Genomic DNA, 19,444 nt, shown 5'->3' on the forward strand with positions numbered 1-19,444 from the left:
GAAGGACTTCCGTGGTACCACCCAATTTCCTGCTGTCACAGGCACTCTGATGCGTAACGCGCACGAAACGGATCTCCCTACTTTTTCTCGTTCAGGAGATCGGCTCCGGTGGGAACTTCCGCAAACACTCCAGACCAAAAACGCTTTCAGCCGATGACGTTTTCTCTCTGCGGCGGCGTATCTGCCTACTTTTCACCTTCACAGCCGTTGATATCTTCATAACGCTTATATTTTATCATATTCCAAAAGAAAGTCAAGGGAAACTTCCCGCAAAAGGGACATTTTCCGTCCTTCCATGCCCCTTTCTCCGGCAAAAAAACCGGGCTTTTTCTCTGTTTTTTATACAGAATCACAGTTTCGCTTTGGACCGCCCGTTTTTTCTTGCAATCCGGCCCGAAAGCTGATATAGTAAGAGTCTGCGGTTTTTCGCAGGGGTGCTTTAAACGGGAAGAAAGCAGTTTGCCAAAGCATCCAAAAATATCACACAACAAGTCGAAAGAAAACGGATTTTTATTTCAGGCGTTCTATGGGTTTTCTTCGGCTGGACAAAGAAAGGAAACACATATGGAACATTTGAGATTTGAAGACATGAATTTATCCCCGGAGATCTGCCAGGCGGTACTGGATATGGGCTTTGAGGAAGCCACTCCTATCCAGTCCCAGGCGATCCCCCTCATCAAAGAAGGCAAGGACATCATCGGTCAGTCCCAGACAGGCACAGGCAAAACGGCAGCCTTCGGCATCCCCTGTCTGGAACGCATCCATCCCGATGACCGCCGTTTGCAGGCGCTGATCCTCTGCCCCACCAGAGAGCTTGCCATCCAGGTCAGCGAGGAATTCCGCAAGCTGCTGAAATATAAGGAAAATATCCGGGTGGTTCCCATTTACGGCGGCCAGCCCATTGACCGTCAGATTTTAGCGCTGAAAAAAGGCGCGCAGGTAGTCATCGGCACACCGGGCCGTGTTATGGACCACATGCGCCGCCGTACCCTGAAAATGGAGACCGTGCAGATGATGATTCTGGATGAGGCCGATGAAATGCTGGACATGGGGTTCCGGGAGGACATCGAGACCATTCTGGTAAAGATCCCGGAGGATCACCAGACCCTGCTGTTCTCCGCCACACTTTCCCCTGAAATTCTGGACATTACCAAACGGTTCCTGAAAGACCCGGAATATGTGAAAATCGTCAGAAAAGAGCTGACCGTTCCCAGCATTGAACAGTATTATTTCGATGTAAAGGAAAAAACAAAGCTGGAGGCTCTGACCCGCATCATCGACGTTTACATGCCCAATCTGGCTATGGTATTCTGCAATACCAAAAAACGGGTAGACGATCTGGTGGAGCTGCTTCAGGGACGGGGCTATTTCGCCGAAGGTCTCCATGGCGATCTGAAACAGGCCCAGCGTGACAAAGTCATGCAGAAGTTCCGCAACGGCACCATCGAAATTCTGGTTGCCACCGACGTTGCGGCGCGAGGCATCGATGTAGACGACATCGACATCGTATTCAACTATGACGTACCCCAGGACGAGGAATACTACGTTCACCGTATCGGCAGAACCGGCCGGGCGGGCAGAAGCGGCAAGGCCTTTACCTTCTGCGTGGGCAAGGAAATCTATAAGCTGCGGGACATTATGCGCTATACCAAAACAAAAATCGTACAGCAGAAACTGCCGACCCTCAGCGATGTAGAGGAAATGAAAACCAATATCTTCCTGGAAAAAATCAAAGACAGCATTCAGGAAGGCCATCTGACAAAATATATCCATCTGGTGGAACAGCTCATGGAAGAGGACTATACCGCCATGGATATTGCGGCGGCGCTCTTAAAGCACCAGCTGGCAGATGTGCGCACCGATGATCTGGACGTTATGGAAGACATCAATTTTAACGGCACAGAAGCCTATGGCGGCGAAGGCGAAAAAATGGTCCGTCTGTTCATCAGCGCCGGGAAAAAGAACAAGATCCGGGCAAAGGACATTGTGGGCGCCATCGCCAACGAAGCCGGCGTTCCCGGCAAAGCGCTGGGCGCCATTGACCTCTTTGACGACTATACTTTTGTGGATGTCCCCAAGGAATTTGTCAAGGATGTACTCTACGGCATGAAAAACTGCAAAATCAAAAACAAACGGGTACACATCGAAATCGCAAAAAAAGAAAAAGGCAAAAAAAGATAATCAAAAAAGTACGGAAATACCTCAAAAGGTTTTCCGTACTTTTTTATGCTTTCTCCTCTGTATGCTCCGTTAAAAACCGGCGTTCCTTTTCCGTCAGTTCCGCTTTTTCCAGAAGATCCGGACGTTTTTTCGCCGTCCGCAGCAGAGACTGCTCTCTTCTCCATTTGTCGATATTGGCATGGTGTCCGCTCAGAAGGATCTCTGGCACCGCCTTTCCATGGAATACAGGCGGACGGGTATACTGAGGATATTCCAGCAGGCCATCAGAAAAACTCTCATCGGCAAAGGAATCCTCCTTCCCCAATACACCGGGCACCAGTCTGGATACGGCGTCAATGATGGTGATAGCCGCCAGCTCACCGCCGGTCAATACAAAATCTCCCAGAGAAATCTCATCTGTTACGATCTCCTCGATAATTCTTTCGTCAACGCCCTCATAGTGGCCGCAGAGGAACACCAGATTTTCCTCTTTGGACAATTCCTCGGCGATCCGCTGGGTAAAAGGTCTGCCCTGAGGCGTCATATAGACCACTCTGGCGCCTTTTGCCCGCTCGGCGATGCTCTGGTAGGCGTCATAAATGGGCTGGGCCTGCATGACCATGCCAGCGCCGCCGCCATAGGGATAGTCGTCTACATGTTTCTGCTTATTCAGGGTAAAATCCCGGATATTGATGGCCTCCACCTGAATATATCCATCCCGCTGGGCTCTGCCCATGATGCTGTGAGAAAGGGTCTGCTCGATCATTTCCGGGAACAGCGTCAATACAAAAAACTGTTTCATTTATCTCAGTCCTTCCAGCAGCTTCACCGTCATGACCCCAGCTTCCAGATCTACTTTTCTGATGCAGTCCTTGATAGCGGGAATCAGCAGTTCCTTTTCCTGGGGGCCTTTTTTCACGGCGTATACATCATTGGCGCCAGTCACATAAATAGCCGTCAGCTCACCCAGTTCTTCCCCGTCTTCCGTTACTACCTTCAGGCCGTACAGATCTCTGGTATAGTATTCGTCCTCTTCCAGCGGAATAGCGTCATGATCCGGAATCAGGATGCGTCCGTTTTTATACAGCTCCGCCACATTGATATCCGTAATCTCTTTCAGCGTCAGCAGAATCATCTGCTTCTGGTACGCTACCTTCTGAATATGGAAGGTCTCCCTTTTTCCGCGGATCTCCACCGTTACTTCCTTCAGACGCTCAAAACGAGTGGGGTCCTCCGTTGTGGGAAATACCCGCATAGTGCCGCGGATGCCGTGGGTCCCGGTGATTTTTCCGATCTCAAAAAACTGTTCCATTTTTTACCTCGTTTCTGAAAAAAATAAAAAGCAGGGTGCAAGCACCCTGCCCGATACAGTCCCTAGAACCGTCAGACGGTTTTGCTTACTGTACGATTTCTACAATAATCTTTTTATCTTCGTGGATCGCAGCGGCCTTTACCACAGTACGGATCGCCTTAGCGATTCTGCCCTGCTTGCCGATGACCTTACCCATATCCTCAGGGGCTACCTTTAATTCCAAAATGCAGGCACGGTCGCCTTCCTTTTCGGAAACAGTCACCTGATCGGGATGCTCCACCAGATTTTTCGCGATTACTTCCAATAATTCCTTCATAGCTCTGGCCTCCCGTTACCTATTATTCGCCGATAACGCCTGCTTTTTTCAGCAGAGCCTTTGCTGTATCAGAAGGCTGTGCGCCAGTAGCCAGCCATTTGTTTGCTGCTTCTGCGTCAACTTTCAGAACAACGGGTTCCTTTGTGGGATCGTAGTAGCCGATCTCATCGATGGATTTACCATTTCTGGATGTTCTGGAGTCTGCTACAACGATTCTATAGAAAGGAGCCTTCTTTGCACCCAGTCTTTTCAGTCTGATTCTTACTGCCATTGTGTTTCACCTCCCTGAAATAAATGTTTCATTTTTTATCGGAAAAAAGGAAGTTTTCCCTTCTTGCCTTTCTGCATATTGTTCATCTGCTTCATCATTTTTTTCATTTCCTCAAACTGCTTCAGCAGACGATTGACCTCGGCAATGCTTCTGCCGCTACCATTGGCGATGCGTTTCTTTCTGGGTCCATTGAGGATGGAAGGATTTCTTCGCTCCTCCTTCGTCATGGACTGGATGATAGCCTCTGTACGAGCCATTTCCTTGGCCGGGTCCACCCCTTTGAGGGCTTCGTCCAGATTGAATTTTCCCATACCGGGCAACATCCCCATCAGGTCCTTCAAAGGACCCATTTTCTTGATCTGCTGCATCTGGGAGAGAAAATCCTCCAGCGTAAATTCATTGGAGACCATTTTTTTCTGCATCTCCAGAGCTTCCTTCTCGTCGATGTTCTGCTGCACCTTGTCGATCAAGGAGAGCACATCGCCCATCCCCAGTATTCTGGAAGCCATACGGTCGGGATAAAATGGTTCCAGATCCTCCATTTTCTCGCCCATACCGATATATTTAATGGGTTTGTTGGTCACACTTCTGACAGAGAGGGCCGCGCCGCCTCTGGCGTCGCCGTCCAGCTTTGTCAGGATGATGCCGTCCACCCCTAACTGGCTGTCAAAGCTTTCCGCTACGGTCACAGCGTCCTGACCAGTCATAGCGTCTACCACCAGAAGGATCTCCTGGGGCTTTACCGCCGCCTTGATGTCCTGCAGCTCCTGCATCAGCTCTTCGTTGATGTGCAGCCGCCCCGCCGTATCGATGAGGATGACATCGTTCCGGTTCTCCGCCGCGTATTCCAGGGCTTTCTTGGAGATTTCCACGGGACTGAGCTGATCGCCCATTTCAAAGACGGGAATATTGTAGTTTTTCCCTACGACCTGCAACTGTTTGATAGCCGCCGGACGGTATACGTCACAGGCTACCAGCAGGGGATTTCTGCCCTGCTTCCGCAGCTGGCCCGCCAACTTGCCGCTGCTGGTGGTCTTACCTGCGCCCTGCAGCCCTACCATCATATAAACGGTGGGCGGCCGATTGGCGAAGGTCAGTCTGCTCTGGGTGGTACCCATGAGCGCAATCAGTTCCTCATTTACGATTTTAATGACCTGCTGTCCCGGATTCAGTCCTTCCAGCACCTCTGTGCCGATGGCCCGTTCCGTTACGGTCTTGATAAAGCTTTTTACGATTTTAAAGTTTACATCTGCCTCCAGAAGCGCGATCTTAACTTCCCGCATAGCCGCCTTTACGTCTGCTTCTGTCAGCCTGCCTTTTCCTTTGAGCTGCTTAAAGACTTCCTGCAGCTTTTCGGAAAGATTCTCAAAGGCCATTGACCGCCCTCCTTTCAGGATAAGATCGCCTGAGCGATCTCTTTGATCCGCTCCGTCTGGCGGAGCTGTGTGTCGGAAAGACCTTCCGTTTCCATTTCTTCCATAATCTCCAGCATCTGGCGGACGTCTTTTTTCTGGGCCTGAAACCGGGATACCAGTCCTAGCTTCTGTTCATAGTCCAGCAGGATCTTCTCCGTCCGTTTCAGCTGATCCCGCACTGCCTGCCTGCTGACCGACAGTTCCTCGCCGATCTCCGTCAGGGAAAGGTCATCCTGATAATGCAGTTCGAAAACCTGTTTCTGTTTTTCCGTCAGCAGCTCGCCATAAAAATCGTAGAGCAGCGTCAGATGCAAGATTTCATCCATGGTCTTTTCCTCCTGTAAAGCAAAATCACTTTACAACCACCTGTGTTATTTTATCGGAAAAACACGCGGCTGTCAAGTATTTTTCCTTTACAAAACGTATTTTTTTCAAAACCATGATTTTTCCCGGAAAACCAGGCATTTGCCGTTCTTTTTCGTCGTACTTTAAAGGATGACATACTGTTTTTTTGCCGCTTCCAGATTTTCAAATACAGTGATTCCTTCCGCCCGCCGGATATTTTCCGCCAAAGGCTCTTCCGGCTTCGTCAGACCAAAAAGTTCTCCCAGTCTATCCATTTCCGCCAAAGAATCCCCGGACACTTCTGTCTCCATCCCGGCTTTTTTGCGCCAATCCGGTTCAAAAATCATCATCCGCACCAGAGAGCGAAACTCCTCCGCCACGAAATAACATGCCAAAGCGGGCGTAATGTAATAGATTTTTTCCTTATAAAATTCCTTTTCCGTCCCGCAGGCGAAAAACCCGCCCCACCTATCTCTGGCAAATACCGCCAAAGCCGGCACCGGGAAAAAATCCGCCTTTGGTTCCAGCCCGGAAAAAATCAGGAAAAATCCCCGTTCTCTGGCCAAAGCGGCATAGCCATCCTCCTCACAGGTAGGCAGAAAGGTCAGCCACCGCTTTCCGCCATAGGCTCCCGGCTTTCGCTCCGCCCATTCCTTTTCGGAGAAGGTCTCCGCGTTCCAATATTCCGCCCTCATTTTGGCTCCTCTTTGCACAAAGGATGGTTCAGGCAGTCGATGGTGCGCCATTTTTCCGTAGCCAGCACGGCGCTGTAATGGCCCTGTTTGGAGTCAAACCGCCAGAAGCCGTCCATGCCCGCCTCTGTCAAATGGCAGAGTAGCGCGCTCAACGCTCCATTATGAGAAACCAGCAGGATATTCTTCCCTTTATTTACCGCAATGAGCTTCTCCACACCGTCGGCAATCCTCTGGTAAAAAGCGGGAAAAGCCTCTCCGTTGGGCATGGTCCTTGTTTTCCAGTCCTTGATCCAGCCCCGCAGCTCTTGGCCGTACTTTTCCTTAATCTCCGCCGCCGGACGGTTTTCCCAGTCCCCGTAATACAGTTCCCGGAAGGCTTTTTCATAATGCACCTGCATCCCCTTGCCGGAAGCGATAATTTCCGCCGTATGGGCTGCTCTGCGCAGATCGCTGCTGTATATGGCGTCCAACGGCACATCCCGGAAAAACTCCTTCAGTTCCTCCGCCTGCCGCAGACCTGTTTCGTTAATATCCGCATCGGTCCAGCCGTAGAACATATTGTTTTTGTTCATATCCGTCTGTCCGTGCCGCACCAGATATAGTTTCAAAAAAACACCTCCTGCAACAAAGGCAGATGTCAAAACCGCCTTTGTCATCTGCCTTCTGTGTTTCAAATTATTCTACTGTTACGGATTTTGCCAGATTTCTGGGTTTATCCACATCGCATCCTCTTGCCACCGCAACATAGTACGCAAACAGCTGCATGGGAATCACATCCAGAGAAGCTGTAAATCTGTCATCAATGGCAGGAATGTAGATCACCTCGTCCGCCACTTCGGCGATTTCCGTATTGCCTTCCTTGGCAATGGCCAGCACATTGGCGCCTCTGGCCTTTACTTCCTTCACGTTGCTCACCAGTTTCTCATAAAGAGTATCCTGTGTGGCAATGGCCACTACCAGTGTCCCTTCTTCAATCAGGGAAATGGTGCCATGCTTCAGTTCCCCTGCGGCATAGGCCTCACTGTGGATATAGGAAATCTCCTTCAGTTTCAGGGAACATTCCAAAGCCACCGCGTAGTCGATGCCCCGGCCGATAATAAATACATCCTTGGCATTGGCATGGCCTTCCGCCAGTTCCTTCATTTTGCCGTCCAACGCAAAAAGCTGCTCGATCTTTTCGGGAACGGATTCCAGCTCCGCCACCAGCTTCGCCGCCTCTTCCGCGGAAACACAGCCTCTCACCTGACCAAATTTCAGCGCGATCAGATACATCAGCGCCACCTGGGTGGAGTAGCCTTTTGTCGTAGCTACGGCGATTTCCGGGCCGGCCCAGGTATACAGCACATCATCACTGTCTCTGGCAATGGAACTGCCTACTACATTGACAATGGACAGGATACGGATGCCCTGCCGTTTGGCTTCTCTCAGGGCCGCCAGTGTGTCCGCTGTTTCGCCGGACTGGCTGATGATGATGCAGACGTCATTTTTATTCAGAATAGGATTTCTGTACCGGAATTCCGACGCCAGATCCACCTCTACGGGGATGCGCGCCAGATCCTCAATGACATATTTTCCAACAATGCCGGCGTGCCACGCGGAGCCGCAGGCAACGATATGGATACGGTTGATATTTTTGATATCCTCATCGGTATATTTCAGCTGATCCAGAACAATCTGGCCATTGTCCAGTCTGGGGCTGATGGTCGCTTTCAGCGCTTTGGGCTGTTCCATGATTTCTTTCATCATAAAGTAATCATAGCCGCCTTTTTCCGCCGCGGAAATATCCCAGTCCACATGATAAATATCTTTTTTGATCTCGTTTTTATCCAGATCCAGAATCGTCACGCCGTCTTTTTTCATGACAACGATTTCGTTATCATTAAGCAGGTAATAATCCTTTGTATATTCCAGCACAGCGGGAATATCGGAAGCGATATAGTTTCCATCCTCGCTGATGCCTACCAGCAGAGGGCTGTCTTTTCTGACCGCAACGAATTCATCGGGCTTTTCACTGCACACAATCCCCAGCGCGTAAGATCCTCTCACCTTGCCGATCACACGGATGAGGGTATCCACCAGATCCCCGTTATACAGGGAGTCAAACAGCTGAGCAATGACTTCTGTGTCTGTTTCGGAAACAAATACATAGCCCTGCTTTTCCAGTTCGCTTTTCAGCTGAATGTAGTTCTCAATGATGCCATTGTGTACCACAGAGATTCTGCCATTCATGCTGGTGTGAGGGTGGGCGTTTTTATCGCTGGGCGCGCCGTGGGTTGCCCATCTGGTATGGCCAATCCCCATGCAGCCTTTCACGCCGCCCATATTCTTTACTTTTTCGTCCAATTCCGCCAGACGGCCCTTGGCTTTTACCACCTGCACCTGATCGCCGAAAACGGCAATACCGGCAGAGTCATAGCCTCTGTACTCCAGCTTGCTCAGCCCCTTAATCAGGATGGGCGCCGCCTGCGCTTTTCCAATATATCCAACAATACCACACATGGTTATTTTCCTCCATTTTTTCTTTATTGGCACGTTACCTTCCTTTTGTCCGCCGGATCTCTCCTGCGATTTGTGAAAGGCCTGCGTCCCTGTGCCAAAGGGCGGGAAGCATCCGCCGAAACCTTCGATCACTTCCACCTCGTCAACCGTGTCTGCACCACGGTTCTGGCGCTTCTGTTACAAAATATTATATGATCCCTTCCTCCCTTCTTATCACGACTCTGTGCAGAAGGCGGCAAAAACAGGCAATTCCCCGTTTCTGCCAGTATACCATAGCTTTTTTCTGGGGTAAAGAAAAAACCGATATTTTCACGCTTTTCTCAGAAAAACCACGAAAAATAAAAAATGCTAAAAACCTTGTGTCCCAAAGTTCTTAGCATTTTTCCATCGAGGCGACAAGATTTGAACTTGCGACCTCTACATCCCTAATGTAGCGCTCTACCAAGCTGAGCCACGCCTCGACAGCTAGTTCAGTATACACTGTTTTTTTCCATTTGTCAACATGTTTTTTTATTTTTTTCTCGTAAGCCTATTTTGAGAAAAAGAGACCGGAAACATAAAGTTTCCGGTCCTGCATCGAGGCGACAAGATTTGAACTTGCGACCTCTACATCCCTAATGTAGCGCTCTACCAAGCTGAGCCACGCCTCGACAGCTAGTTCAGTATACACCGACTTTTTTTATTTGTCAACATCTATTTCACATTTTTTCGAAAAAAAATAGGGCAGGTAGATATCTGCCCTATTTTCAGCCGTTTTCAGAAATTATTTCTTTGTTACAGCCAGGATTTCTACTTCACACAGAACGTTCTTAGGCAGTGTTTTTACTGCTACGCAGGAACGAGCGGGCTTACCTGTGAAATATTTAGCGTATACTTCATTGAATGTAGCGAAGTCGCCCATATCAGCCAGGAAGCATGTTGTCTTTACAACGTCTGTATATGTCAGGCCGTTTACTTCCAGAATCGCGCCAATGTTTTTCATAACCTGTTCTGTCTGGTCAACGATGCCTTCTGCAACAACGTCGCCTACTTCAGGGTTGATGGGTACCTGACCGGAAGCAAACAGGAAACCGTTTACTTCGATTGCCTGAGAATAAGGGCCGATTGCTGCGGGTGCTTTGTCTGTGCTTGTTACTTTGAACATGATCCATTACCTCCGTTTTTTCAAATAAAATAAACATAATCTGTTCTTTTTTTATTGTAGTCCAAAGACAAACCCCAGTCAATGTATTTTTGACGGATACATGATTTTTTACTTTCTGCATGAATTTCTTAATTTTTTTATTCCATTTTTGTCTGCTTTCGGTTAAAATAGAAATGTTATGTGCAGAAATATCAACAACTTCAAATAGATTTCTAAGAGAAAGAAAGGAAAATGAACATGAGCAATCTGGAAGCCATTCAAAAGCGCCGCATTTTTGGCATTATCTCCCACCCTGACGCCGGCAAAACCACGCTGACGGAAAAACTGCTGCTCCACGGCGGCGCCATCCGGGAAGCCGGTACCGTTAAAGCAAGAAGAAACGCCAAATTCGCTAAAAGTGACTGGATGGAGATCGAGAAACAAAGAGGTATTTCCGTTACCTCCTCCGTCATGCAGTTTGAGTATGAAGGAAAGGTCGTATCCATTATGGATACCCCCGGCCATAACGACTTCGGCGAGGATACTTACCGCATCCTGACCTCCGTAGACAGCGCTGTCATGGTCATTGACGCGGCAAAAGGTGTCGAGGCGCAGACCGTAAAGCTGTTCAAGGTTTGCAGTATGCGTCAGATTCCCATTTTTACCTTTATCAATAAACTGGACCGTCAGTCCAAAGATCCCCTGGACTGTATGGCTGATCTGGAGGACGCGCTGGGTCTGCCCTCCACCGCCGTTACCTGGCCCATCGGCAACGGCCTGACCTTTGAGGGCATTTATGATCGTCTGGAAAACAAAGTTTATCTCTATAAACAGAAAGACGGCGTCATCGAACTGGGCGCCAACGGCGTATTCGGAGATACGCTGGAAGGCGTGATTTCCGACGCCAATCTGGATATCCTCAGAGGCGAAATGGAATTGCTGGACGGCGCGGGCAATCCCTTTGACCTCCAGGCCATCAAGGACGGCAAGCTGTCTCCTGTATTCTTTGGTTCCGCTCTGGCGGACTTCGGCGTAACCCCTTTCCTGAAACACTTCCTGGAATGGTCCCCCGCTCCCGGTCCCAGAAAGACCACCACGGGGGAAGTAAAGCCCACCGATGAATTTTTCAGCGGCTTTATTTTCAAGATTCAGGCGAACATGAACCCGGCCCACAGAGACCGTCTGGCCTTCTTCCGCATCTGCTCCGGCACCTTTACCCGTGGTATGAATGTCACTCTTTCCCGTACCGGAAAACAGATGAAGCTGAGCCAGTCCACGCACCTGATGGCAAACGAAAGAGAAACCGTAGAAACTGCCATTGCCGGTGATATTATCGGTATTTACGACAGCGGCAACTATCAGATCGGCGATACCCTGACAGACCGGAAGGAAAAGCTCTTCTTCGAGCCTCTGCCCACCTTCCCTCCTGAACTGTTCATGCGGGTACACCCCATCAACTCCCTGAAGGCGAAGCAGTTCCAGAAGGGCGTACAGCAGCTGGCGCAGGAAGGTGCTATTCAGGTCTACCATAACGAATTTAACGATGTCATTCTGGGTGCCGTTGGTCAGCTGCAGTTTGAGGTATTTGAATACCGTCTGACCAACGAATACAATTCCGAGGTGCGTATGGAGCCACTGGATTATAGTGTAGCCCGCTGGGTAGCGCCCGGCTCCCCCAAGGATGTCAAGGAATATCTGGTAGCCAGAAGCACACTGGTGTACGACCATTTTGAGCGGCCTTTGCTGCTTTTCGCCAACCAGTATACTCTGAACAACTTTATGCAGAAATATCCTGAAGTAAAGCTGGTAGAGGCGCTGGACGTAGACGATACGGAATATCAGGGCTGAATATCAGGCAAAGAACACCCCGCAGGTTCCTTTTAAGAAATAAACTTCCTTTCAGACAAAATCGTCGGAATCCTTGTTGCCGCAGGGAGTCCGACGATTTTTTATGCAACTCCAATGGAATTCCGTCCCATATATTCTCAGCGTTCAAAAAAACAGGCCGCGGCAGGAATTGATTTCCCGCTGCGGCCTGTTTCCGTTCCTTCCGACCGTTCAAAAGGAGATCTGTCTTATCTCTTCATAAAGGACAGACAGTCTGTACACTGGTCCTGTGTGGGGTTTGCTTCGTGTGTGCCCACCTCAATGGATGCCAATGTGCAGTAGTTCTTTGTGTTGTGGTGGTGTTTGCAGTTGTCCACAGTACATTTGATACATTCATTACATTTTTCCATTTTCAATTCCTCCTCTGTTTTCTGTCTTGCGGAATTAGTATGTCCTGTTTTTAAAAAAACATGAGGCGGATTTCTTTTTTCCAATAAAAAAATATGATAAAATCAATTTTGAAAGGATGTGTCATAATTATGGCAGAAAAAAAGACAACAAAACAGAGCGGAACGAAAAAAACCGCCGCCGGCAAAAAACTCTCAGTCACATTGGACGCGGAAACTATGGCTCTGTTTACGGAATATATCACCGAATACGGATACAGCAAAGATGAATTCGTCAAAAAAGCCATTCTGGAAAAAATCAGCCGGGATAAAATCAGCAGCATGATCGACTCTATGATTACCGGCTGAAAAGACAGTATCCCATGAAATTACCATCAAAACAGGGTCCCCCTAGTGTCAAGGAGGACCCTGTTTTTGTTTTTTTACATAGAAACAAGGCGTGGGGTTTCACACACCTTGTAATTTCTATGTACTTTTTTAGAATTTCTTTCTTGTAAGGAAATCGGGAATTTTGATTTCAGATTCAAAATCATCCAGTTCCGCAAATCTTCTTGCGGGACGGCTTTCCTCTGTGCTTTCCTCTTCCGCGGGTGCTTCCTCAGAAACAGCGGTTTTTTCTGCTTCCTTCTGTACCATAGTGCGTCTGGGCATTTCAGGAACAGCCGGAATATCATCTTCCAGACCGGTAGCGATAACGGTAACAACAACCTCATCCTGCAGATCTTCGTTGATAGTGGTACCAAAGATGATTTCTGCTTCGGGATCGATAGATTCTCTGATCAGATCCGCAGCTTCCTCTGTTTCCATCAGACCCAGGTTCATGTCGCCGCTGAAATTGATCAGTACGCTCTTTGCGCCTTCGATGGTTGTTTCCAGCAGAGGGCTCTGGATCGCCATTTTTGCCGCGATTTCCGCTTTGTTTTCGCCGGAAGCACGGCCAATGCCCATATGCGCCACGCCTTTATCCGCCATAACGGTACGAACGTCCGCAAAGTCCAGATTGATAACGCCGGGCTTGGAAATCAGATCCGCAATGCCCTGTACGCCCTGTCTGAGGATTTCATCGGCTTTTTTGAAGGCTTCTGTCAAAGTCGTCTTTTTGTCAATGATGCTCAGCAGTCTCTGGTTAGGGATAATGACCAGTGTATCCACGTTTTTCTTCAATTCCGCAATTCCTTTTTCCGCGTTGCTCATTCTCTTTTTGCCTTCAAAATTAAAAGGCTTTGTAACAACGCCTACGGTCAGGATGCCCAATTCCTTGGAAATCGCCGCAATTTTAGGTGCTGCGCCGGTACCGGTACCACCGCCCATGCCGGCAGTAATGAATACCATATCGGAACCTCTCAGCGCCTGCGCAATCTCATCCTGTGTCTCGTCTACGGATCTTTCGCCGATCTCAGGATTGCCACCGGCACCAAGGCCTTTTGTCAGTTTCTCACCAATCTGAATCTTTGTATCGGATTTGGACTTTGCCAGAGCCTGTCCATCTGTGTTGATGGAAATAAAATCCACACCGTCCAAACCATCATCAATCATACGGTCCACAGCATTGTTTCCGCCGCCGCCTACACCGATTACTTTTATCTGCGCCATATTGCTCATTGGGATATCAAATTCGAGCAAAAAAATCCCCTCCTACCAAAATCCATAATATAACCGTATTATACATGAAAAAAAAATGAATTGCCATAGAAAATCCTAATTATTCATATTTTTTTTCGTATTTTTGATCTTTCATTCGACTTCTGTTTTTTGTTCCTTACCTATCATATCCTCTTTTTTGTTTTTATTCAACCATAATCTTCTGATTTGGCTAAAATTCTGAAAGATCCTTGTGCCAAACACCAGAATTGCCGCAATGGAAAAATCTATGCCCAGCCGGTTGCCCAGCCAAACCAGCCCCATTGCGATCAGACAGTTGCCAAAAAAGCCGGTCACAAAAATCAACAGATGAAATTTTTCCTCCCAAAGGGAACGTGCGCCGCCCAGCACGGAATCCAGACAGGCCAATATGCCCATAGCTGCATAAACAGAATAGCCATAAGGCAGAACAATGCCGCTGGCAACACCAAGGACAATCCCCAGAATCAAACCAATAAAAGGAAGTATCATGAAGCATCCTCTCCTTCCGTCTGCCAAAGCACCGTTTGTTTATAGGCAGGCACTGTAATATCCGTTCCCGCTTTGATGGTGATTTCAATGCCCCAAAGTGAAAGATCATCTACAATCCCATCCGGAAAGCGCAGTGCCGACTCCAGCACCGTGCTGTCTCCCAGCGCACGGATCTCAAAAGGCGCCGCCAGCCGCACACCGTTGACTGTGATGACTGTTCCTGCACAGGTAATGCCGCTTTGGGCCACTACCCGCTGGCCATTGACGCTGACTGCCTTAGCACCCGCCACATTCAGCTCATTGACTACCTGTAGAATATCCTCCGCATGGACTAAATAGGCGTTTCTGTCACCGCCGGCGTTCAGACTGCTGTCCCGCATGGTTACGGTAATGCCTTCTCCTGTCATTTCCGTCAATCCTGCAAATTCCCGCAGCAGCGCATTTTCCTTTTCCAGACTTTCCACCGCCGTGGTGGTCATGCCTTCTTCCTCATATTCCTTTATGACAGTTTCCTGCTCTCTTACCTTTGCCTCTAAAGCGGAATTTTCTTCCTCCAGCTGCCGCAAAGAAGCGGAAAGCTCCGAAACTCTGGCGTTTTCCGTGGTTCCTGACTGAACCTTTACCGTATTGTACTGCAATCCGATCATAATGCCCAGACAGGCACAGATGGCCGTCAAAGCCGCTGTATACTGTTTTTTCATCATGGATGCCACCTCTTAAATCAGATACTGGAAAATGATCCGCTTGTTGGGATCACTCAGATCCAGAGACCCCCGGTCCTCCTCCGGGATAGTCTTCATGATCTCCGCCAGACTCAGAAGCTTCTGGTCCATATTGTCCAGTGTCCCCAGATGCACCGTCACCCGGTTCACCTGGGCGTAAATATCCTCCGGATTGGAAACATTCAGTTCCACAATCATTTCCGTCATTTCGTATTTTTGCAGAATCTGTGAAATCTGCAGCATCACATGGAGGGCATCAGGGTTGTCCACAGAAATGATCTCCCCCAGCTGAAATTCAGAAAACTGGAGGCCGTTGACAATGGGCAGTCCCTGCACATAGGTTTTTTCAATATCCAGTATCCGCCCTTCTTCATCTATGTATAGGTAAGAGCCCATATAGGGCACATACGCTCTTACCTTGCGTTCCGCCAATGAAATGACCATGGTATCCGGCAATTCCCGAATCAGTCTGGCCTCTTGAATATACGGTTCTTCCTCCAGGGTGCGCTCTGCCTTTCCCCGTGGAAAGAAAAGAATATTATCGCCTACGGAAAGGCTGATCCGCTCTGCCAGCTCTGAAGCCGTAAACTGCGCGGAATTTTCCAGCCGGATCTCCTTGATGGCAAAAAAAGGCGAAAGCAGAAAAGCCGCACCCGCGATGATGACCAAAATCGCCGCGATCAGGTATTTCTGAGGAATCTGTCTGCGTTTCTTCTGCGGATGATAATACTCCAGTTCCTCCATCAGGTCGATATCCGTTATTTGCTTTTTCGTATTCTTTTTTCTCATTCGTTCCATCCTTTTTTCAGGCGTACCCTGCCTCCCAAACAGGTCAGGGCCTCCTCTATTTTTTCATAGCCCCGTTCCACATAGGACGAGCCATAGATCCGGCTTTCCCCTTCCGCCGCCAGAGCGGCGATCAACAGCGCCGCCCCGCCCCGAAGATCAGAACCGGTCACAACAGCGCCATGGAGCCGTTCCACACCAAAAACAACGGCGTTTCTTCCCTGCTTCTGAATATTCGCACCCATGCGGCACAAAGCGTCAGCATGCTGAAAACGGGCCTCAAACACCGTTTCACTAATCATACAAGTTCCCCTTGCCAATGTCAATAGACTCATGACCATGGGCTGCATATCCGTGGGGAAGGCAGGATAAGGGCCTGTTGTCAGGGTAAAATCTGAAAGCAGGCGCTTGGGTGCCTGCAAAAACACACTATCCTGTCCATAGCGCAGACCACAGCCCATCTGCTCTAGCACCTCCAGCGTTCCTTCCATCTGCTGCCGTTCCGCCCCCAAAAGGCGAATTTCTCCGCCGGTAGCCGCCGTAGCGCATAAAAAGGTACCTGCCTCAATCCGATCAAAGGGCACCGTAAAATAGGCCCCATGAAGTCTTCTGACGCCTTCCACCATAATGGTCGGTGTTCCCTCTCCATAGATCTCCGCGCCGCAGGCCCGCAGAAACCGTGCCAGACAAACGATCTCCGGCTCTCTGGCAGCATTATGGATCACGGTAGTCCCTTCCGCCTTTACCGCCAGCAGCAGGATATTCTCTGTGGCTCCTACACTGGGATATTCCAGATAAATATGGTAGCCCAGCAGCAGCGGCGCTTTGCAGCAGAAAATCTCGTTTTCCTCTGTAATCACCACACCCATTTTTTCAAAGGCCTTCAAATGCAGATCAATGGGCCGTCTGCCAATGGCGCATCCGCCGGGGTGTCCCAGTTTGGCTTCCTTTTTCCGACCCAGCAGTGCTCCCAGATACAAAACCGAGGAACGCATTTTGGACACCATCTCTTCCCCTACTTCGGTCCCATCCAGCCTTCGGCTGTCTATGATGACGGTCCTTCCGTCCAGTTTTACCGTGCAGCCCAGGGAACGCAGAATATCCAAAGACACAAACAGATCCGCGATCAGGGGGCAGTTTTCCAGTACTACCTCATCCTCCGCCAGAATACTGGCCGCCAGCAGCGGCAGCACCGCGTTTTTGCTGCCATGGACCTGAAACTCTCCGCCGATCTTTCTGCCGCCCTCCACTACGTAATACCCCATAGTCCCACCTCGCACATTCATATAACCCATAATAAACAGGGACAGTCTCTTTGGTGCTTTTCCATGTTTACTTTTTCCGGCAAAACAGGTAAGATGGAAATAAATATGGACAGATACAGGAGGAAAGCTCATGAAAAGAAATATTCTGGATATCAAGGGCCTGAAAGTGGGTCAGGCGGAAAATAAAGAAGGAAGAACCGGCGTAACCGTGGTTCTGGCAGAACAGGGCGCCGTCTGCGGCGTAGATGTCAGAGGCGCCGCCCCCGGCACCAGAGAAACAGATCTGCTCCAGCCTCTTAACGCCATGGAACGTGTCCACGCCGTTATGCTGGCAGGCGGTTCCGCCTTTGGTCTGGACGCAGCCGGCGGTATCATGGAATATCTGGAACAGCAGGGCATCGGCTTTGATGTGGGCTGCACAAAGGTCCCTATCGTTCCCGGCGCGGTACTCTTCGATCTGGCCAACGGAGACGCTTTCTGCCGTCCCGATCGGCAGATGGGCATAGACGCCTGTGCCGCTGCCAGTGATTCTATTTTAAAAGAAGGCAGTTTTGGTGCCGGCTGCGGTGCTACCGTTGGCAAACTTAATGGCATGGACCACTGCTGCAACAGCGGCATCGGCTCCTGGTCGGAGCGCACGGAAAACGGCATCTGCGTTGCCGCTCTCATTGCCGTCAACGCCTTTGGGGATGTCCTGGAAAACGGAACCATCATCGCCGGTACCAAGGATGAGAATGGAAATTTTGTCAACACAGAAGAAGGTGTACTGCAAATGGCCTCTAAACTCTCCTTCGCCGCCGGACAAAACACCACCATCGGCGTGATTGCCACCAATGTAAAGCTCACCAAGGCGCAGGCACAAAAAGTAGCCGGTATGGCTCACGATGGCCTGGCCCGGTGCATCCGCCCGATCCATACCACATTGGACGGTGATACCCTTTTCTGCCTTTCCACGGGAGAAGTTGAACTGGATGCCGCTCCCGTAGATGTGGTCGGTATTCTGGCAGCACGGGTCACAGAACAGGCCGTCCTGCGGGCAGTAAAAGCCGCCCAGAATGAAAAATTCTGAAACCGGACAAACAGAACAGCACGGATCTTCCCTCTTCTGGGAAAACCCGTGCTGTTTTTTTCTTTTCTGTCTTACGTATCCAGTCCCTTCCGGTCTTTGGTACGCTGGATGATGTATTCTTTAAACTTTTCTACCGCGGGCGGCAGATACCGATTCAGTACATAAGCCATATATACCATTCTCTTGGAATAAGGTGTGTCAAACTCCAGTTTCTTTACCCGGTAATTCTGTATGGAAGGGTTGTCCGTAATAATGGCAATACCCTGATTGGCCGCCACCAGCCCTGCCATGGAATTGACGTCCTCGAACTGACAAAGGATATTGGGCATAATCTGCGCCTTGACGAAAAGATCGTCAATGATCCGGCGCATCCCGCTTTCCTTTGTATAGCAGATCAGAGGATAAGGGCAGATATCCTGTATCGCCACTTTTTCCTTTTCCGCCAAAGGATGATTCTCCGGCACAATCACCACCAATCCCTGTTCATACACTGGAATAAACTCCACATCGCTTTCATTTTCCACCATTGAGCAGAAAATCAGGTCATATTTTTCCCGTTTCAGATTATAGAGCAGTGTTTTGGTATTCCCCTCATAGCAGGAAAAGGAAATATTTTTGTTCTGGGGATCATCCAGAAATCCCGCGATGATCTCCGGCACAAAATTGGTCCCCACAGAAGTCATATAGGCCAGTCCCACATGACCGCCGCCTTCCGCCACCAGCCGCTCAATCTGGTTTTTGCCCAGCTCCAGCTGTGTCAGCGCGTTTTCCACATAAAACATATAAATCCTGCCGTATTTGGTCAAAACCACATTCCTGCCCTGTTTCTCAAAAAGAAACGCGCCCAGCTCCTTCTCCATGGCCGCAATGGAATGGCTCAGAGTCGGCTGGGAAATATTCAGCTTTTCCGCCGCTTTTGTGTAATGCTCCAATTCCGCCAGTGTTTTGAAATAATACAACTGATTCAGATTCATGTTGCTTTTCCTCCGCCTTTCTATATTTATATTATACCAAAGAACACAGAAAAATCCACGAAAAAAATCATAAAAATAGGGAAAAATGCTATTTTAAAGAAATTTTTTGCATAGAGGCAGTATATTATAATGCAAAACATCGAATC

At 49.2% G+C, this 19,444-nt stretch carries 21 protein-coding genes, 2 tRNA genes and 1 other annotated feature (1 of these 24 cut by a window edge); of the genes, 4 read left to right on the top strand and 19 right to left on the bottom strand.

All coding sequences use genetic code 11. The annotated features are described in order from the left end of the window. Window positions 1–211: a binding site (T-box leader), on the bottom strand; it reaches 9 nt to the left of the window's first position. A gap of 353 nt (window positions 212–564) precedes the next feature. After that, entirely contained in the window at window positions 565–2,181 is a 1,617-nt protein-coding gene (locus H9X84_RS00475) for a DEAD/DEAH box helicase (protein WP_205132355.1), read from the top strand. 43 nt (window positions 2,182–2,224) lie between these two features. Here H9X84_RS00475 and trmD read toward each other — a convergent pair whose 3' ends face one another. From trmD to H9X84_RS00535, 12 genes are all read right to left on the bottom strand, one after another. After that, the gene (gene trmD / locus H9X84_RS00480; protein ID WP_205132356.1) at window positions 2,225–2,962 is read right to left on the bottom strand and encodes a tRNA (guanosine(37)-N1)-methyltransferase TrmD; all 738 of its coding nucleotides are present in this window, start codon (window positions 2,960–2,962) and stop codon (window positions 2,225–2,227) included. Then, on the bottom strand, window positions 2,963–3,472 hold the full coding sequence (rimM, locus tag H9X84_RS00485; protein WP_205132357.1) for a ribosome maturation factor RimM: 510 nt from the start codon (window positions 3,470–3,472) through the stop codon (window positions 2,963–2,965). Window positions 3,473–3,557: 85 nt separating this feature from the next. Then, entirely contained in the window at window positions 3,558–3,788 is a 231-nt protein-coding gene (locus H9X84_RS00490; RefSeq protein ID WP_205132358.1) for a KH domain-containing protein, read from the bottom strand. 22 nt (window positions 3,789–3,810) lie between these two features. After that, window positions 3,811–4,059, bottom strand: a complete 249-nt coding sequence (gene rpsP / locus H9X84_RS00495; protein ID WP_205132359.1) for a 30S ribosomal protein S16 — start codon at window positions 4,057–4,059, stop codon at window positions 3,811–3,813. Between the two features lie 35 nt (window positions 4,060–4,094). After that, complete coding sequence (gene ffh / locus H9X84_RS00500; RefSeq protein ID WP_205132360.1) at window positions 4,095–5,435, bottom strand: signal recognition particle protein; 1,341 nt, start codon at window positions 5,433–5,435, stop codon at window positions 4,095–4,097. Between the two features lie 14 nt (window positions 5,436–5,449). Further along, on the bottom strand, window positions 5,450–5,800 hold the full coding sequence (gene ylxM, locus H9X84_RS00505; protein ID WP_205132361.1) for a YlxM family DNA-binding protein: 351 nt from the start codon (window positions 5,798–5,800) through the stop codon (window positions 5,450–5,452). A gap of 162 nt (window positions 5,801–5,962) precedes the next feature. Then, window positions 5,963–6,514, bottom strand: a complete 552-nt coding sequence (locus H9X84_RS00510; protein WP_205132362.1) for a hypothetical protein — start codon at window positions 6,512–6,514, stop codon at window positions 5,963–5,965. After that, window positions 6,511–7,122, bottom strand: a complete 612-nt coding sequence (gene cobC / locus H9X84_RS00515; RefSeq protein WP_205132363.1) for an alpha-ribazole phosphatase — start codon at window positions 7,120–7,122, stop codon at window positions 6,511–6,513. Before cobC ends, H9X84_RS00510 begins: the two co-directional genes overlap by 4 nt. A 67-nt stretch (window positions 7,123–7,189) precedes the next feature. After that, window positions 7,190–9,013: a glutamine--fructose-6-phosphate transaminase (isomerizing) gene (glmS, locus tag H9X84_RS00520; protein ID WP_205132364.1), complete on the bottom strand. Its 1,824-nt coding sequence runs from the start codon at window positions 9,011–9,013 to the stop codon at window positions 7,190–7,192. Window positions 9,014–9,400: 387 nt separating this feature from the next. Beyond that, window positions 9,401–9,474 (bottom strand) — tRNA-Pro (locus H9X84_RS00525). Window positions 9,475–9,589: 115 nt separating this feature from the next. Next, a tRNA-Pro gene (locus H9X84_RS00530) sits at window positions 9,590–9,663 on the bottom strand. 113 nt (window positions 9,664–9,776) lie between these two features. Next, the gene (locus H9X84_RS00535) at window positions 9,777–10,157 is read right to left on the bottom strand and encodes a RidA family protein (protein ID WP_022254595.1); all 381 of its coding nucleotides are present in this window, start codon (window positions 10,155–10,157) and stop codon (window positions 9,777–9,779) included. 237 nt (window positions 10,158–10,394) lie between these two features. On the opposite strand from H9X84_RS00535, the gene H9X84_RS00540 reads away from it, so the two are divergent. Continuing rightward, window positions 10,395–11,984, top strand: a complete 1,590-nt coding sequence (locus tag H9X84_RS00540) for a peptide chain release factor 3 (RefSeq protein ID WP_205132365.1) — start codon at window positions 10,395–10,397, stop codon at window positions 11,982–11,984. Window positions 11,985–12,211: 227 nt separating this feature from the next. Here the strand turns inward: H9X84_RS00540 and H9X84_RS00545 are convergent, their stop codons facing one another. Then, window positions 12,212–12,373 carry a DUF1540 domain-containing protein gene (locus H9X84_RS00545; protein WP_205132366.1) on the bottom strand — a complete coding sequence of 54 codons (162 nt, stop codon included), beginning with the start codon at window positions 12,371–12,373 and terminating at the stop codon, window positions 12,212–12,214. 129 nt (window positions 12,374–12,502) lie between these two features. Here H9X84_RS00545 and H9X84_RS00550 point away from each other — a divergent pair, with 129 nt between their 5' ends. Next, window positions 12,503–12,718 carry a hypothetical protein gene (locus H9X84_RS00550; RefSeq protein WP_205132367.1) on the top strand — a complete coding sequence of 72 codons (216 nt, stop codon included), beginning with the start codon at window positions 12,503–12,505 and terminating at the stop codon, window positions 12,716–12,718. Window positions 12,719–12,847: 129 nt separating this feature from the next. Here the strand turns inward: H9X84_RS00550 and ftsZ are convergent, their stop codons facing one another. The 5 genes from ftsZ to murA all read right to left on the bottom strand — a co-directional run bounded on the left by ftsZ (window position 12,848) and on the right by murA (window position 17,255). After that, window positions 12,848–13,993 carry a cell division protein FtsZ gene (gene ftsZ, locus H9X84_RS00555; protein WP_205132368.1) on the bottom strand — a complete coding sequence of 382 codons (1,146 nt, stop codon included), beginning with the start codon at window positions 13,991–13,993 and terminating at the stop codon, window positions 12,848–12,850. A gap of 111 nt (window positions 13,994–14,104) precedes the next feature. Continuing rightward, window positions 14,105–14,482, bottom strand: coding sequence for a small basic family protein (locus H9X84_RS00560; protein WP_207750504.1), 378 nt, complete (start codon window positions 14,480–14,482; stop codon window positions 14,105–14,107). Next, window positions 14,479–15,186: a DUF881 domain-containing protein gene (locus H9X84_RS00565; protein WP_205132369.1), complete on the bottom strand. Its 708-nt coding sequence runs from the start codon at window positions 15,184–15,186 to the stop codon at window positions 14,479–14,481. Before H9X84_RS00565 ends, H9X84_RS00560 begins: the two co-directional genes overlap by 4 nt. Window positions 15,187–15,198: 12 nt before the next feature. Further along, the gene (locus H9X84_RS00570) at window positions 15,199–15,993 is read right to left on the bottom strand and encodes a cell division protein FtsQ/DivIB (protein WP_205132370.1); all 795 of its coding nucleotides are present in this window, start codon (window positions 15,991–15,993) and stop codon (window positions 15,199–15,201) included. Further along, entirely contained in the window at window positions 15,990–17,255 is a 1,266-nt protein-coding gene (murA, locus tag H9X84_RS00575; RefSeq protein WP_205132371.1) for a UDP-N-acetylglucosamine 1-carboxyvinyltransferase, read from the bottom strand. The genes H9X84_RS00570 and murA overlap by 4 nt, the downstream gene beginning before the upstream one ends. A gap of 130 nt (window positions 17,256–17,385) precedes the next feature. Between murA and H9X84_RS00580 the strand changes: the two genes are divergently transcribed. Then, window positions 17,386–18,324 carry a P1 family peptidase gene (locus H9X84_RS00580; RefSeq protein WP_205132372.1) on the top strand — a complete coding sequence of 313 codons (939 nt, stop codon included), beginning with the start codon at window positions 17,386–17,388 and terminating at the stop codon, window positions 18,322–18,324. A gap of 71 nt (window positions 18,325–18,395) precedes the next feature. Here the strand turns inward: H9X84_RS00580 and H9X84_RS00585 are convergent, their stop codons facing one another. Continuing rightward, window positions 18,396–19,298 carry a LysR family transcriptional regulator gene (locus tag H9X84_RS00585; protein ID WP_205132373.1) on the bottom strand — a complete coding sequence of 301 codons (903 nt, stop codon included), beginning with the start codon at window positions 19,296–19,298 and terminating at the stop codon, window positions 18,396–18,398. Window positions 19,299–19,444 lie beyond the last annotated feature (146 nt).

It is taken from the genome of Anaerotignum lactatifermentans (assembly GCF_016902535.1).
Lineage (GTDB): Bacteria > Bacillota > Clostridia > Lachnospirales > Anaerotignaceae > Anaerotignum > Anaerotignum lactatifermentans_A.